The organism is Klebsiella aerogenes KCTC 2190 (assembly GCF_000215745.1).
Classification (GTDB): Bacteria; Pseudomonadota; Gammaproteobacteria; order Enterobacterales; family Enterobacteriaceae; genus Klebsiella; species Klebsiella aerogenes.
This window is the reverse complement of record NC_015663.1, coordinates 3,765,261-3,780,678: the sequence shown is the minus strand read 5'-3', so window position 1 is coordinate 3,780,678 and position 15,418 is coordinate 3,765,261. Positions and strand designations below refer to the sequence as shown.

Annotated in this window: 11 protein-coding genes and 1 pseudogene; 4 read left to right on the top strand and 8 right to left on the bottom strand. The window is 57.8% G+C overall.

The genetic code is table 11. From position 1 onward, the window contains the following. The first annotated feature begins 73 nt into the window (after positions 1-73). The 3 genes from budA to EAE_RS17805 are packed head-to-tail and all read left to right on the top strand — an operon-like array spanning position 74 to position 3,335. A complete protein-coding gene (budA, locus tag EAE_RS17815; RefSeq protein ID WP_015705188.1) occupies positions 74-853 on the top strand; it encodes an acetolactate decarboxylase in 780 nt (259 codons plus the stop codon). Positions 854-862: 9 nt separating this feature from the next. After that, positions 863-2,542, top strand: coding sequence for an acetolactate synthase AlsS (gene alsS / locus EAE_RS17810; RefSeq protein WP_015705187.1), 1,680 nt, complete (start codon positions 863-865; stop codon positions 2,540-2,542). A 22-nt stretch (positions 2,543-2,564) separates the two neighbouring features. Then, positions 2,565-3,335, top strand: coding sequence for a (S)-acetoin forming diacetyl reductase (locus EAE_RS17805; RefSeq protein WP_015366942.1), 771 nt, complete (start codon positions 2,565-2,567; stop codon positions 3,333-3,335). Positions 3,336-3,599: 264 nt separating this feature from the next. Here the strand turns inward: EAE_RS17805 and EAE_RS25605 are convergent, their stop codons facing one another. The 5 genes and pseudogenes from EAE_RS25605 to EAE_RS17785 form a co-directional block, all read right to left on the bottom strand. Further along, entirely contained in the window at positions 3,600-4,115 is a 516-nt protein-coding gene (locus EAE_RS25605; protein WP_420828470.1) for a tetratricopeptide repeat protein, read from the bottom strand. A gap of 27 nt (positions 4,116-4,142) precedes the next feature. Then, a pseudogene (gene ccmI, locus EAE_RS17800) lies at positions 4,143-6,302 on the bottom strand (c-type cytochrome biogenesis protein CcmI); the annotation flags it as partial. Between the two features lie 79 nt (positions 6,303-6,381). Beyond that, complete coding sequence (locus EAE_RS17795) at positions 6,382-7,725, bottom strand: c-type cytochrome (RefSeq protein ID WP_163366257.1); 1,344 nt, start codon at positions 7,723-7,725, stop codon at positions 6,382-6,384. A 10-nt stretch (positions 7,726-7,735) separates the two neighbouring features. Next, complete coding sequence (locus EAE_RS17790; RefSeq protein WP_015705184.1) at positions 7,736-9,520, bottom strand: GMC family oxidoreductase; 1,785 nt, start codon at positions 9,518-9,520, stop codon at positions 7,736-7,738. 2 nt (positions 9,521-9,522) lie between these two features. Further along, positions 9,523-10,272: a gluconate 2-dehydrogenase subunit 3 family protein gene (locus EAE_RS17785; RefSeq protein ID WP_161798773.1), complete on the bottom strand. Its 750-nt coding sequence runs from the start codon at positions 10,270-10,272 to the stop codon at positions 9,523-9,525. 511 nt (positions 10,273-10,783) lie between these two features. Here EAE_RS17785 and EAE_RS17780 point away from each other — a divergent pair. Next, positions 10,784-11,155, top strand: a complete 372-nt coding sequence (locus EAE_RS17780; protein ID WP_015366948.1) for a VOC family protein — start codon at positions 10,784-10,786, stop codon at positions 11,153-11,155. Between the two features lie 7 nt (positions 11,156-11,162). Here the strand turns inward: EAE_RS17780 and EAE_RS17775 are convergent, their stop codons facing one another. From EAE_RS17775 to EAE_RS17765, 3 genes are all read right to left on the bottom strand, one after another. Next, on the bottom strand, positions 11,163-12,233 hold the full coding sequence (locus tag EAE_RS17775; protein ID WP_015705183.1) for an ABC transporter ATP-binding protein: 1,071 nt from the start codon (positions 12,231-12,233) through the stop codon (positions 11,163-11,165). Further along, positions 12,226-13,995: an ABC transporter permease gene (locus EAE_RS17770; protein ID WP_015705182.1), complete on the bottom strand. Its 1,770-nt coding sequence runs from the start codon at positions 13,993-13,995 to the stop codon at positions 12,226-12,228. The genes EAE_RS17775 and EAE_RS17770 overlap by 8 nt, the downstream gene beginning before the upstream one ends. Before the next feature lie 125 nt (positions 13,996-14,120). Beyond that, the gene (locus EAE_RS17765; RefSeq protein ID WP_015366951.1) at positions 14,121-15,209 is read right to left on the bottom strand and encodes an ABC transporter substrate-binding protein; all 1,089 of its coding nucleotides are present in this window, start codon (positions 15,207-15,209) and stop codon (positions 14,121-14,123) included. Between the last annotated feature and the right edge of the window lie 209 nt (positions 15,210-15,418).

Below are 15,418 nucleotides of genomic sequence, written 5' to 3'. Positions count from 1 at the left end.
ATTGGAACTGTGAGCTGAATCGGGTCAACCTTTATTTAACCTTTCTTATATTTGTTGAACGAGGAAGTGGCTCATGAATCATGCTTCAGATTGCACCTGTGAAGAGAGTCTGTGTGAAACGCTACGCGCGTTTTCCGCTCAGCATCCCGATAGCGTGCTGTATCAAACTTCGCTGATGAGCGCCCTGCTCAGCGGCGTCTACGAAGGTACCACCACCATTGCGGACCTGCTGAAGCACGGTGATTTCGGGCTCGGCACTTTTAATGAACTCGACGGCGAGCTGATCGCGTTTAGCAGCCAGGTTTATCAACTGCGTGCCGACGGCAGCGCGCGTAAAGCGCGTCCGGAACAGAAAACGCCGTTTGCGGTGATGACCTGGTTTCAGCCGCAGTACCGTAAAACCTTTGACCATCCGGTCAGCCGCCAGCAGCTGCATGAGGTTATTGACCAGCAAATTCCTTCCGACAATCTGTTCTGCGCGCTGCGAATCGATGGTCATTTCCGCCACGCCCATACCCGCACCGTGCCTCGTCAGACGCCGCCCTACCGGGCGATGACCGACGTGCTCGACGATCAGCCGGTTTTCCGCTTTAACCAGCGTGACGGCGTACTGGTCGGTTTTCGTACCCCGCAGCATATGCAGGGAATTAACGTCGCCGGCTATCACGAACACTTCATTACCGATGACCGCCAGGGCGGCGGCCACCTGCTGGACTACCAGCTCGACCATGGGGTATTGACCTTCGGCGAAATTCATAAGCTGATGATCGACCTTCCCGCCGACAGCGCGTTCCTGCAGGCCAATTTGCATCCCGATAATCTCGATGCCGCCATCCGTTCAGTAGAAAGTTAGGAGGTTCACATGGACAAACAGTATCCGCAGCGCCAGTGGGCGCACGGCGCCGATCTGGTCGTCAGCCAACTGGAAGCGCAAGGCGTACGGCAGGTCTTCGGGATCCCCGGCGCTAAAATCGATAAGGTTTTCGACTCGTTGCTGGACTCCTCAATCCGCATTATTCCGGTACGTCACGAGGCCAACGCCGCCTTTATGGCCGCCGCGGTCGGGCGCATTACCGGCAAAGCGGGCGTCGCGCTGGTGACCTCCGGACCCGGTTGTTCCAACCTGATAACCGGGATGGCCACCGCCAATAGCGAAGGCGACCCGGTGGTGGCGCTGGGCGGCGCGGTCAAACGCGCGGATAAAGCCAAACAGGTACACCAGAGTATGGACACGGTGGCGATGTTCAGCCCGGTCACCAAATACGCGGTAGAAGTGACCTCGCCGGATGCGCTGGCGGAAGTGGTTTCTAACGCTTTTCGCGCCGCCGAGCAGGGTCGCCCGGGCAGCGCCTTCGTCAGTCTGCCGCAGGATGTGGTCGATGGTCCGGTGACCGGCAAAGTCCTGCCCGCCAGCAGCGCGCCGCAGATGGGCGCCGCGCCTGACGAGGCAATCAATCAGGTTGCGAAGTTGATTGCCCAGGCGAAGAATCCGGTGTTCCTGCTTGGATTAATGGCCAGCCAGACGGAAAACAGCGCCGCGCTGCATCGTTTGCTGGAAACCAGCCATATTCCGGTCACCAGCACCTATCAGGCCGCCGGGGCGGTCAATCAGGATAACTTCTCGCGCTTCGCCGGGCGCGTCGGGCTGTTTAACAATCAGGCCGGTGACCGCTTATTGCAACTGGCCGACCTGGTTATCTGCATCGGCTATAGCCCGGTGGAATACGAACCGGCGATGTGGAACAGCGGCAACGCGACGCTGGTACATATCGACGTACTGCCCGCCTATGAAGAGCGTAACTACACGCCGGATGTCGAGCTGGTGGGCGACATCGCCGGCACGCTGAACAAGCTGGCGCAAAATATCGATCATCGGCTGGTGCTCTCGCCGCAGGCTGCTGAAATCCTCCACGACCGCCAGCATCAGCGGGAACTGCTTGACCGCCGCGGAGCGCAGTTGAATCAGTTTGCCCTGCACCCGCTGCGTATCGTTCGCGCCATGCAGGATATCGTCAACAGCGACGTCACGCTGACGGTCGATATGGGGAGCTTCCATATCTGGATCGCCCGCTATCTCTACAGCTTCCGCGCCCGTCAGGTGATGATCTCCAACGGTCAGCAGACCATGGGCGTCGCCCTGCCGTGGGCCATCGGGGCCTGGCTGGTCAATCCGCAGCGCAAAGTGGTCTCGGTCTCCGGCGATGGCGGTTTTCTGCAATCCAGCATGGAGCTGGAAACGGCGGTCCGCCTGAAAGCCAACATCCTGCATCTTATCTGGGTCGATAACGGCTACAACATGGTCGCCATCCAGGAAGAGAAAAAATATCAACGCCTGTCCGGCGTCGAGTTCGGTCCTATGGATTTTAAAGCCTATGCCGAATCCTTCGGCGCGAAAGGGTTTGCGGTGGAAAGCGCTGAGGCGCTGGAGCCGACGCTACGCGCGGCGATGGACGTCGACGGCCCGGCGGTGGTCGCCATCCCCGTGGATTACCGTGATAACCCGCTGCTGATGGGCCAGCTACACCTGAGTCAAATTCTTTAAGTCATCACAAAAGGAAATGGAAATGAAAAAAGTCGCACTTGTCACCGGCGCCGGTCAGGGCATTGGTAAAGCTATCGCGTTACGCCTCGTGAAGGACGGTTTTGCCGTGGCGATCGCCGATTACAATGACGTCACAGCGAAAGCCGTGGCGGATGAAATCAACCAGCACGGCGGCCGGGCAATCGCGGTCAAAGTCGATGTTTCCGACCGTGAGCAGGTGTTTGCCGCCGTCGAACAGGCGCGAAAAACGCTGGGCGGATTCAACGTCATCGTCAATAACGCCGGGGTCGCGCCATCAACGCCTATCGAATCCATTACGCCGGAGATTGTCGACAAGGTCTACAACATCAACGTTAAAGGGGTGATCTGGGGGATTCAGGCGGCAGTCGAGGCCTTTAAAAAAGAGGGGCACGGCGGCAAAATCATCAACGCCTGTTCGCAGGCCGGACACGTCGGCAACCCGGAACTGGCGGTCTACAGCTCGAGCAAATTCGCCGTACGCGGTTTAACGCAAACCGCCGCTCGCGACCTGGCGCCGCTGGGTATTACCGTTAACGGCTACTGCCCGGGGATTGTGAAAACGCCGATGTGGGCCGAGATCGATCGTCAGGTATCCGAAGCGGCGGGTAAACCTCTGGGCTACGGGACAGCCGAATTCGCCAAACGCATCACCCTCGGCCGCCTGTCTGAGCCAGAAGATGTCGCCGCCTGCGTCTCTTATCTCGCCAGCCCGGATTCCGATTATATGACCGGTCAATCGCTGCTGATCGATGGCGGGATGGTATTCAATTAATAAAAAATAAGCTCTGACATGGTTTGCCCCTGCCTGTTCGCAGGGGCTTTTTTTTGCCCTGACACGGCTGCATTTTGCCGGTTAGCGGCTACGCCTTATCCGGCCACGGCCCTGCCGGTACCAATGGCCTCAAAACCCCCGGTGGCGCTGCCGCTTACCGGGGCTACAGCGCTGTGCGATTTGGTAGCCCGGAGAAGGCGCAACGCGCCGCCTCCGGGAAAACCCCTGTGCGACAAAAAAGTTGCCAACCGATGACAGTATCTACTACCGAGCCTGCTGCGCCTGCGCCAGCTGGCGGGCAATCGCCTCGCGGCGGGCATCGCCCTCCGGCAACAACATCAGCAACTGCTGTAGCGCCGCTACCGCCTGCGGATAGTCTTCATTGCGTACCGCGCTGAGCGCCAGCATCTCCAGCACCGGCAGGTTTTTCGGCTGCCGCTGATGCAGCTCGCGCAGCAACAGCTCGCCCATCCGCATCTGCGCGTTATCGCCCGCCCGCACCAGCGCGCTGGCATAATCAAAGCCTACCGCCGGGTCATCCGGCGCCAGCTTATGCGCCCGCCCGAACGCGCCGATCGCCGTCTCGCCATCGTTTAGCAGCAGACCGAGCCGCCCAAGCAGTTGCCAGCCGGCGAGATCGTCAGGGCTAGCCTGCAGATGGCTGCGCAGCCCAAGCCTCAGCTGGGCCAACTCATCCATCCGCAGCGGCGCTGCGGTAGGATCTTTCGCCTGCGCCAGCAACGCGGGATAATGGCGCTCGCTCTGTCGCCACAGCAGCACCTGACCCACATCGCTGGTTTTCAGATACAGCCCGCCGCTGACGAAGACCAATAATAGCGCCCCCGGTAGCAGCAACCAGCGGCTAAGCGGCCGAACGCGCGTCTGTTCCTGCGGCGAGATATCCGCCAGCAACGTACGTTGCAGCTCGACGATCATCGCCTCATTACTATCAGTATGCTCCTGCTCTAGTTCGCGCAGTCGGGACTGGTACAGCGAGCGGTTAATGTCATTGCGATCCGCTGCTGTTTTCTGTTGCCGCGACCGGCGGTAACGCGGATCGAGCATACAGCACAGCCCACCCAGCGCCATCAGTACGCCGCCGTACCAGATCCAGCGCACGAACGGTTTGTAGTACAGACGCACCGCCCAGCTGCCATCATCCAACTCTTCTCCCAGCGCGGCGTAAAGATCGCGGGTAAACCCGCCGCTGATGGCCGCTTCGGTCATCATCATCCGGCTGGCGGTGTAAAAGCGTTTTTCGGCATACAGCGTGGCTTCCGGGCGACCATTGCGGCTGACGGCAATCACCCCCTCGCCGCCGTTCCAGTTCGGCCCGACGATATTACGCACGCCCTTGAAGACGAAGTGATAACGATGAATATCGAGGCTGTCGCCAGCCCGCATGCGGACATCGCGCTCGATGCTGTAGTTCTGGCTGAAGGTGATGCCAATGACGGTTACCGCCACGCCGACATGGCCGAGCACCATTCCCCACTGGCTACGCGTTAAGGTGCGCAGGCCGCGCCAGAAGCCGTGGCGATGCGTGGCCCGTTCATGGACTTCAATCAGCGCGAAGATAAGCACCCACAGCGCCATCATCAGGCCGATGAACGCCATCGCGGTGATGCGGTCCTGAAGAAGCCATGGTAACGCCAGTGAAAGTGACAACGTCACGATAAGTGATATCGCCAATCGTTTAAGCTGTTTACCTGGCTCATCGCGGCGCCAACGAATCAGCGGCCCCAGCCCCAGCAGCAGCGCAAACGGCGCCATCAGCGCGGTGAACATGGTATTGAAGAACGGTTCGCCGATCGATATCGTCCCCAGCCCTAACGCTTTATGCACCAACGGCAGCAGCGTGCCTAATAGCACCACCAGCATCGCGGCCATCAGCAGAATATTGTTGCCAAGCAGGAACGACTCGCGCGACCAGAGCGTATGTTCCACTCGCGCCCGTACTCGCCCGCCTTTCACCGCATACAGCAGCAGCGAGCCGCCAATCGCGAGGGTCAGCAAGGCCAGTATAAACATCCCGCGCGCCGGATCGGAGGCAAAGGAGTGCACCGATACCAGCACGCCGGATCGCACAAGAAAAGTCCCCAGCAGGCACAGCGAGAAAGCCGCCAGCGCCAGCAGTACCGTCCAGGCGCGGAAGCTGCCGCGCTTTTCGGTCACCGCCAGCGAATGCAGCAAGGCGGTGCCGACCAGCCACGGCATAAACGAGGCGTTTTCCACCGGGTCCCAGAACCACCAACCGCCCCAGCCCAGTTCGTAATAGGCCCACGCCGAGCCCAGCACGATCCCAAGTGTCAGGAACATCCACGCCGCCTGCGTCCACGGGCGCGACCATCGCGCCCACGCGGTATCCAGCCGCCCCGCCAGCAGCGACGCAATCGCGAAGGCGAAGGCCACCGAGAAGCCAACGTAGCCCATGTAGAGGATCGGTGGATGAAAAATCATCCCGATATCCTGCAGCATAGGATTGAGATCGCGGCCATCTACGGGATACAGCGGCAGGCTGCGGCTGAACGGATTGGAGGTGAACAGGATAAAAAGCAGGAAACCGAAGGCGATCATTCCCATCACCGCCAGCACCCGCGCTACCGCGTCGGGCGGCATCTGGCGACTGAAGAGCGCGACGGCGAACGTCCACACGCTGAGCAGCAGCACCCACAGCAGCAAAGAGCCTTCGTGCGCTCCCCAGGTGGCCGCCACCCTGTACCACACCGGCAGCGCGCTGTTGGAGTTTTCCGCCACATAGCGCACGGTGAAATCATTGATTACAAAGGCATGCACCAGCAGCGCAAACGCGCCGATGATGCAGATAAACAGCGCGCAGGCCAGCGGCCGGGCTAATGCCATCAGCCATCGTTCCTGGCGCGCTGCGCCCCATAGTGGAAAGATACTTAGCAGCAGCGCCAGCCCTGCCGCCAGACACAGCAGGTAGTTGCCCAGTTCCGGCATCATGGCTGTGTCCCCTGTTGTTCAGGTGTCATCACGTTTTTTACCTCAGGCGGGGCGAATCCAGTGCCCCGCCCCGGCCCAGTTACTCTGCAGCAGCCGGCAGTTTCGAGACGTCGGCGTTACCTAACGCCTTCTCATCGCGAATCATCGACTTATCTTTTCGTACTTTCGCCACATCGCTGGCGCTCACCGGCGGCGCGTTGTTGCCCCAACTGGTGCGGATGAAGTTGACCACATCCGCAACCTGTTGATCGTCAAGACGCCAGCCGAATGACGGCATGGTCAGGTTCGAGACCGCATCCTTCACCGCCGGCGTGGTGTTGCCGGTCAGAATGATGTGAATCAGCGAGGTCGCATCTTCGGTCTGTACCACCGGGTTGCCTTTCAACGACGGGAACGCGCGTTTATAACCGACGCCGTCGGTACGGTGGCAGGCAGCGCAGTTATCGACGTACAGCGCCGCGCCGGTTTTGCTGTCATCGCCTTTCCACAGATCTTTCGCCACGCTATCTTCCACCGGAGCTGGCGTCTGTTTACCGCCGCGCGGCGGTAACGACTTCAGATAGCGAGCAATAGCGGTGATATCGTCATTCGAGAGATACTGCAGGCTGTGCTCAACCACGTCGCTCATGCCGCCGAAGACCACGGATTTATCATTGCGCCCGGTTTTAAGGAACTCGGCCAGTTCAGCTTCGCTCCAGCTCCCCAGCCCGTCGCGATTTTCACCGCGCAGGCTGGATGCCACCCAACCGTCAATCGGCGCATTGCTACCCGCCAGGTAGTTATCACCTTCGCTTTCGCTAAGCGCTTTTTCCTGCATCGTCAGGCTACGCGGGGTGTGGCAGGCGCCGCAGTGGCCAAGGCCTTCCACCAGGTAACGGCCGCGCTCCAGTACCGGGTCCACCTGCGGATTGGCGACAAAGTCGCTCGGCGTCGGGGCGAAGATGCCGCGCCAGAACGCCAGCGGCCAGCGCATCGACAGCGGCCACGGAATGTCCGTGTCTTTGTTGGCGACGTTAACCGGCTCCACGCCGTGCATAAAGTAGGCGTACATGGCGCGCATATCCGCTTCGTTGATACGGGCGAAGGAAGGATACGGCATCGCCGGATAGAGCGTTGAGCCGTCTTTACGCACGCCTTTACGCACCGCGTCGTCAAACTCTTCGAAGGTATAATCGCCAATACCGTGCGCTTTGTCCGGCGTGATGTTGGTGGAATAAATGGTGCCGATCGGCGTTTCCATCGGCAGACCGCCGGCAAAAGGTTTGCCCTCTTTACCGTTGGTGTGGCAGGCCACGCAGTCGCCGGCGCGCGCCAGATATTCGCCCTGCTTAATCAGATTGCTGTCCGCAGGCGCCTCTTCGGCGAACGCCGCGCAGCTTAACGCACCGAGAACCAGTGCCGATAACCATTGCATTTTCATGATTTGCTTTCCCTTATGCCTGCACCAATGGACCCGGATTTCTCAGGTACTGTTCGCGGATAGCCTTCGCCGACCAGTAGGCCAGCGCGGCAACGGTCCCCGTCGGGTTGTAGCCCAGCCCCTGTGGGAAAGCGGAAGCGCCGATGACGAAGACGTTATGCACGTCCCAGCTCTGCAGATAACGGTTCACTGCGCTGGTTTTCGGATCTTCGCCCATCACCGCGCCGCCGTTCATATGGGTGGTCTGGTAGCTGGTGGTGTCAAAGTGGCTATTGGCGTTTTTCGGGCTGCCGAGCATATATTTCGGCTTCATCGCTTTGGCGATCGGCGCCATCTTATCGAACATAAACTGCGCCATCTTGATGTCGTTTTCCTGCCAGTCGAAGGTCATGCGCAGCAGCGGCTGACCAAAGACGTTTTTGTAGTTCGGATCGAGATCGAGATAGTTCTGGCGATAGGACTGATGCGCGCCGTGAGCATCCATCGACAGGTGGTGCGTGTAGGTGTCGGCCACCGCCGATTTCCATTTACTGCCCCACGCCGGGGTACCCGGAGGCACCGGCACGCCGGAGATAGGCTTGGTCCCCGCCTGGTTGACCCAGAACGGCGAACCGCCAACGAAGCCCGCCGCGCCGTGATCGAAGTTATCGGCGTTGAAGTCATCGACGCCGACGCCGTTGCCGCCCGCGCCGATGAACGGGTTGGTGAAGGTATCTTTATCGAAAATGGCCTTGATAGTGGTCATGTTCTGATAGGCGAAGTTACGCCCGACCACCCCTTCGCCCGTCTCAGGATTGTACGGTTTACCGATCCCGGAAAGCAGCATCAGATGCACGTTATGGAACTGGAAGGCGCCGATAATCACCAGATCCGCCGGCTGTTCCATTTCACGGCCCTGACCGTCGACATAGGTCACACCGGTGGCGCGGGATTTATCGTCGGTCAGATTGACCTTCAGTACGTTGGCGTTGGTACGCAGTTCAAAGCGTTTTTCCTGGCGCAGCGCCGGCAGGATGTTCACGTTCGGCGAGGCTTTCGAATACATGTAGCAGGCGTAGCCGCTGCAGAAACCGCAGAAGTTACACGGCCCCATCTGCGCGCCATACGGGTTGGTATAGGAGTCGGAGGTGTTTGCGGAAGGCAGGTTATAGGGATGATAGCCCACTTCCAGCGCCGCTTTTTCAAACAGCTGCGCCGACCAGGTATTTTTCTGCGCCGGCAGCGGGAAATCGTCCGAGCGATCCGGCGCGAAGGCGTTACCGCCGCGGCCTTTACCGACAACCTGCCCTTTAATCGACCAGGCGGTACCGGAGGTGCCAAAGACTTTTTCCGCTTTATCGAAGAACGGTTCCAGTTCGTCGTAGGTGACGCCGAAATCCTGAATAATCATATCCTGGGGAATGAAGTTTTTGCCGTAGCGCTCTTCATAGTGGCTGCGCATACGCAGTTCGATCGGATCGACGCGAAAATGTACGCCGGACCAGTGCAGACCCGCGCCGCCAACGCCGGTGCCCGGCAGGAAGGCGGCCAGTTGACGGTAGGGAACCGCCTGCTGGCTGGTGTTGTGACGAATCGTCACCGTGCTTTTAGAGAGATCCTGGAACAGCTTGCGGCGGATGTTATAGGTCAGCTCATCGATAACCTGCGGATAAGCGCCGTCCGGCCAGGTATCGCGCATCGGGCCGCGCTCCAGCGCGACGACGTTGAGCCCCGCTTCCGTCAGCTCTTTGGCCATAATCGCGCCAACCCAGCCGAAGCCAACGATCGCTACATCGGTTTTTTTCAATACGGTCGCCATGATTACGCCCTCTCCCCATTAATTGATACCGGCGGGAAGGGATAGCGTTCGCCTCGTTCAACCCAGTCCATAAAGTCGGCGCGCGCGCCGGGAAAATTAATCAGCGTCCAGCCGACCATGCCTTTATTGCCGCCATGGATAGGGTCGCTGAAGAAGCCTTCGCGGGTGTTTTGCAACAGATAGGAGAAAAACAGCGAGGCCGGCAGCTGTTTGAACTGCGCCTTGCCGGATTCCCACAAACCGAGCGCCTCATCCTGCTGTTCGCCGCTCAGTTCAGCAAAGCTCTTGTGATACTGGTTTTGACACCACTCTTCGGCATCGGCGATACCGAGGTTATAAATCTGTTTTGGTACCAGCGGCAGCTGGTAGCCCATCTCTTTCGGCACGTCGGGGTTAAATGGCCCCTGCATATACCAGATGGAACCGGTGGCATAAGGGGTATTGAGCTGGCGGTCGATAAACTCCGGCACACCGGCCTCTTTGGCACCGGGACCGAGTTCATCGGCCGGGATTAAGCGAGCGACGGCGGCGTTGATAAACAGCCACTCGCGATCGTTGAAGAATTGCGGCTTCCAGTCGCTGGATGTCGCGTTACCACCGGCTGAGGGTGCGGAGGACGCCTGTGCCGTGGCGCTCGCCGCCACGCCAATGGCGCCCACGCTGCCGCCGCCGATGACTACCGTTGGAATCAAGGCCATTGATTTTACTAAAAAATCACGCCTTGAATTGTTGGTTTTCTCGCTCGACATAATCACATTCCTGTCAATTAAAAATACTGTTTTGTCGCTTACAAGCCCAGCAAATCCCGCTCTGGTACCGATACCATTGAACTGTTGCGAAACAGACCGTCTGGCTTTGGCCAATAAGACGTACAATAAATCGCCAATAGCGATAAGATTTATAGGGTTATCGTTTGGATATTAGACGATTCTCAACGCAACGCGGGAAAATGGCGCAAATATTCACCGGGTTGTCACGATAAGATCGGGCATTTAATAACCTGAGTGCGGTAAGTCATGCGGAAATTACGCGCCTTTGGTTTTACCAAAGCGCTAATAAAGGGTGATATGTATCACATTTGTTATTTTTTGTTTATGGTACATGGCAGATTAAGCACCTGTAAATACTCGCTTAATGAATAATTAAACAATTCGAGCTGTTAAATTAGTTAATCACCGTTGTTAATTAAATCGATGCTGGTTCCCTTATCAATTTAACGACACGGTGATGTCGTACAGATATTCCCAACCACAAGGAGAATTTATGTTCGATCATGTCAAATTTGGCGTCAGTGATTATGCCGCGAGCAAGGCATTCTTTTTACAGGCGCTGGCGCCGCTCGGCGTGACGCTGGCGGGCGAAGGCGAGCCAGCTTACGGCGCGGAGCTAGCCGGGGCAAACGATGCCTCTTTATGCCTCTATCAAAGCGAAGATAAACCCGCGCCGCTGCATATCGCCTTTTGCGCCGAGAGCCGCGAGCAGGTTGACGCCTTCTGGCACGCGGCGCTGGCCGCCGGAGGCAAGGATAACGGCGCGCCGGGATTACGACCTAATTACCACGCCAATTACTACGCCGCCTTTGTCATTGCGCCAGATGGACACAATATCGAAGCGGTGTGTCATCTGGCGCCCTGAGCAAAGTTTATCGCTGCGGGAAGATCCACACATCATCCGCGGGCAGCGTCAGATGACAATGTTCGGCATCACGCAGGGCCGTGCCGTAGGCGCGGATGGCAAAGTCATCGCCCTCGGTGCGGAACAGATATTCCCACCGATCGCCGAGGTACATGCTGGTCAGCAGCGGAAGTTCCAGGCTGTTATCCTGCGGCGAGCAGTCAAGGCGCAGCCGTTCGACGCGGATCACCGCCGTCGCCGGCTGACCGACGCTGACCCCCTCGCCCGCGCGGCCCCATAGCGCCCAGCTGGCGCCTTCAACTCGCGCGCGTCCGTCCTTCAGCGCCGTCACCTTACCGTGCAGGCGGTTATTACTGCCCATAAACTCGGCGGCGAACAGGGTGGCCGGATTGCCGTACATCTCCTGCGGCGTCCCCTGCTGTTCAATCACGCCGTTGTTAAGCAACAAAATGCGATCGGAGATCGCCATCGCTTCATTCTGATCGTGGGTGACCATCAGCGCCGACAGGCCCAGCTTAATAATGAGCTCGCGCAGGAATACCCGCGCCTCTTCGCGCAGCTTGGCGTCGAGGTTAGATAGCGGCTCATCCAGCAGAATAACCGGTGGGTTATAGACCAGCGCCCGTCCTATGGCCACGCGCTGCTGCTGGCCGCCGGAAAGCTGATGCGGATGCCGATTACCGAGATGTCCCAGACCTAGCTGCTCGAGTACGCTCTGCACCCGCTGTTTAATCTCGCCGCTGGCCACCTTACGCAGTTTCAGCGGATAGGCCACGTTGTCGAATACCGTTTTATGCGGCCACAGGGCGTAGGACTGGAACACCAGCCCGAGATTACGCTCTTCCGCCGGGATCTCGCTACGCGGACTGCCGTCATAAACCACGTTATTGCCGATGGTGATCCGCCCGGCGGTCGGTTTCTCCAGCCCGGCGACCGCGCGCAGCAGCGTGGTTTTCCCGCTGCCTGAAGGGCCGAGCAGCGACACCACCTCCCCGCGTTTGAGCTCCATCGACACCCCTTTCAGCACCGGGTTGTCGCCATAGGTCAGATGCAGATTGTCTACCGATAACTCAATCATGTAATTTCACTCCAAAGCGCAGGGCGATACCCAGACCGACTACCACCAGCAGAATATTGATAAACGATAGCGCCGCGACGATATCAATGGCGCCCGCCGCCCACAGAGAGACCAGCATCGACCCGATCGTTTCGGTGCCTGGCGACAACAAATAAACGCCGGTTGAATATTCGCGTTCAAAGATCAGGAACATCAGCAGCCAGGAGCCGATAAGCCCGTAGCGCGCCAGCGGAACGGTGACGTGGCGGGTGATTTGCCCGCGAGAGGCGCCGGTGCTACGCGCGGCCTCCTCCAGCTCCGGCGCCACCTGCAGGAGCGTTGATGAGATAAGGCGCAGGCCGTAGGCCATCCACACCACCGTATAGGCCAACCAGACGCTGAAAATGGTGTTGCGCAGCGCGCGCAGCTGCACGATAAGGTGTTCGCGCAGCCAGTCGGCGACCGGCAGCGCCGAGAGCCAGCCGTTTTTCAATGACTGATCAAGCCACATCGGCACAAACAGAAACACCCACAGAAACGCCAGACCGGCCAACAGGCCCGGCACCGCGCGCGGTACCAGCACGCTGTAGTCGAGAAAGCGCGTCACGTTATCCGGTTTACGGTGCATGGCGATACCGACAAACAGATAGCACACCACCGCCAACGCGCCGCCGATAATCCCGATCGCCATCGAGTTGACGATCGCCCGCAGCAGATTCGGCTGCTGCCAGATGTTGCGGAAAGTCGCCAGCGACAGCTCATCCCATAACGAAACGCCAACGCCCCAATTGGAAATAAAGGCCCGTAGCGCCACACCCAGTAGCGGGACGCCGATGGTTACCGTCAGCCACGCCACCACGACCGCGCCAGCGACCCAACGCCATTTCCCCAGCGGCAAGGCGCGCGCCTGCGACGCTTTACCTTTCATGGTCACGAAGCGATTGGCGGTACGCATCAACCGGCGCTGCAACATCACCAGCGGAATGGTAATGCAGATTAATACCACCGCGACCGCCGCCATCAGATGGTAAGAAGGCGTTCCCAGTTTATTAGTCAACTTATAGAGATAGGTCGCCAGTACCATGTTGCCTTCCGGATCGCCGAGCACCAGCATCAGGCCAAAGACTTCAAGGCCGAGGAAGAACAGCAGCACGCAGGCGTAGAGGATGGACGGCCGTACCATCGGCAGGCTCACCGAGGTCATCACCTGAAGCGGCGTGGCGCCGACGGTACGCGCCGCCTCTTCCACATCCGAACCGACGCTGCGCAGCGCCGAGGAGATATAAAGATAGGCATGCGGGACGTGCGTTAAACCGGCGATTACTACGATGCTAAACATCGAGTAGATATTCCACGGCACAAAACCAAGCCACGCTTGCGCCCACTGCGACAGGAAACCGACCGGCCCGGCGGCCACCACGTAACCAAAGCCCAGCACCATCGGCGAGACGAAAATCGGCACCAGGATCAGCGGCTCAATAAAGCGCCTGCCGGGTAAATCGGTACGTACCATTAAAAAGGCCAGAATGCCGCCCAGCGGAATCGCGATAATGACCAGACCAAAAGCGAGGATAAATCCAGAGCGTAAGGCCAGGTAAAAATCCGGGTCGGTAAAAATAAAACCGAAGGCTTCGAGGCTCCACTCTTTCGAGCGGGCAAAAAATGGTGCGGAAAGAAAACTTTGCGCCACGATAAATAATAGCGGAACGTAAATTACCAGTGCTGCTATCAATACCACCATGCCACGCGGTAGCCCTTGCCACTTTCTGCGTAAAATGTTCATCTTTAATTCCCCTGGCAAAGTGCAGAGATAAATTATCAAGAAGAGATAATGAGTACTTATTTACTGAATACTGATACGATCATTCCCCCGGATACATTCCAGGGGAAGTTTCACAGGTAATTACTTTATTTCGCAGCAGCGGCGCGCCATTGCTTAATAAATTCCAGACGCTGTTTGGGTTGCAGATATTGCAGCAGGCTTTCATCCACCGGAATCGGCTTCAGCGCATTGCCCAGTAATTTCGTCATCCCGTCGATATCATTTTTACCTTCAATGTCGTTGCGAATTGACGGGATATCGCCCTGAGAGGCAAGAATCGTTTGCCCTTTTTCCGACAGTACATAGTCGAACCACAGTTTCGCCGCATTAGGATGCCCTGCTTCCGCGGTGATAAATGAGACGCGGGACAGCACCAGCACGTAGTCTTTCGGATAGGCGATGCCTAATGACGGGTCGGTTTTAGCGCGCGCTTCGGCATAGGATCCCAGAATGTTATAGCCGATCAGGTTTTCACCGGAGGAGACGCGCTCCATCATGGTGCCGGTAGAGGACTGCACCGTCAGGCCGCCTTTGGCGATATTCGCCAGGTCGGCAAAGTAATTGCCGTCAGCCTTGCTATCCTGCACCGCCAGCATAAAACCAAGCCCCGATTTCTCGATATCGTAGGTGGTGACTTTGCCTTTAAATTTATCAGCCTGCCCGGCGATAAGCTTGGCCAATGCGGTATGTGAATCCGGTACTTCATTTTGTGGGATCAGCCGTTTGTTATAGATAAAGACCACCGGCTCATAGGTTGTGCCGTAGGCTTTTTGCTGCCAGACCGCCCATTTCGGCAGCTTGCCGACTTCTGGTGAAGCATACTCTTGCGCATAATCGGTGGCTAATTTCAGCGCCGTGTCCATGGAAGAGCTCCACACCACGTCGCCGCTCCCACCGCCGGCAGCTTGTTCACTAATATAACGGTTGTACAGTTCGGTGCTGTTCATATCGTTATATTCAACTTTAATCCCAGGATATTGCGCTTCAAAGCCTTTAATTAACGGCCCTGCCGCTTTGGTGTCCGTTGTGGAATAAACCACGACTTTGCCCTCTTTCACCCCGGCATCAACGACTTTTTGATAATCTGCCGGGTAGCCCTGCGGCACCTCCGCCAGCACGGAGTACGAGAAGACTGTCGTCAGTGAAACCACTAAACCGCCGATTTTCTTATACATAAAATCAACCCTTAAGCATCAATAATTAAACACAAATTTAACATATAGTGCTACAACCCCCTCTGCAACGCTGGGGAGAGGGTTTTTATGGCTTTTGTGACAGTGGTGTAGTTTAAAAAGTGGTGTTTATGGAGTTTATTCAGCGAATAGAGAAAACAGCGAGCGAGGTCACAGATTAATGCTGCAGCGTCACGAAGCGATTACCGCCA

Bases quoted from the DNA above. Each gene is read 5' to 3' on its own strand.
- budA (WP_015705188.1), top strand. From the start codon at position 74: ATGAATCATGCTTCAGATTGCACCTGTGAAGAGAGTCTGTGTGAAACG.
- alsS (WP_015705187.1), top strand. From the start codon at position 863: ATGGACAAACAGTATCCGCAGCGCCAGTGGGCGCACGGCGCCGATCTG.
- EAE_RS17805 (WP_015366942.1), top strand. From the start codon at position 2,565: ATGAAAAAAGTCGCACTTGTCACCGGCGCCGGTCAGGGCATTGGTAAA.
- EAE_RS17790 (WP_015705184.1), bottom strand. From the start codon at position 9,520: ATGGCGACCGTATTGAAAAAAACCGATGTAGCGATCGTTGGCTTCGGC.
- EAE_RS17780 (WP_015366948.1), top strand. From the start codon at position 10,784: ATGTTCGATCATGTCAAATTTGGCGTCAGTGATTATGCCGCGAGCAAG.
- EAE_RS17775 (WP_015705183.1), bottom strand. From the start codon at position 12,233: ATGATTGAGTTATCGGTAGACAATCTGCATCTGACCTATGGCGACAAC.
- EAE_RS17770 (WP_015705182.1), bottom strand. From the start codon at position 13,995: ATGAACATTTTACGCAGAAAGTGGCAAGGGCTACCGCGTGGCATGGTG.
- EAE_RS17765 (WP_015366951.1), bottom strand. From the start codon at position 15,209: ATGTATAAGAAAATCGGCGGTTTAGTGGTTTCACTGACGACAGTCTTC.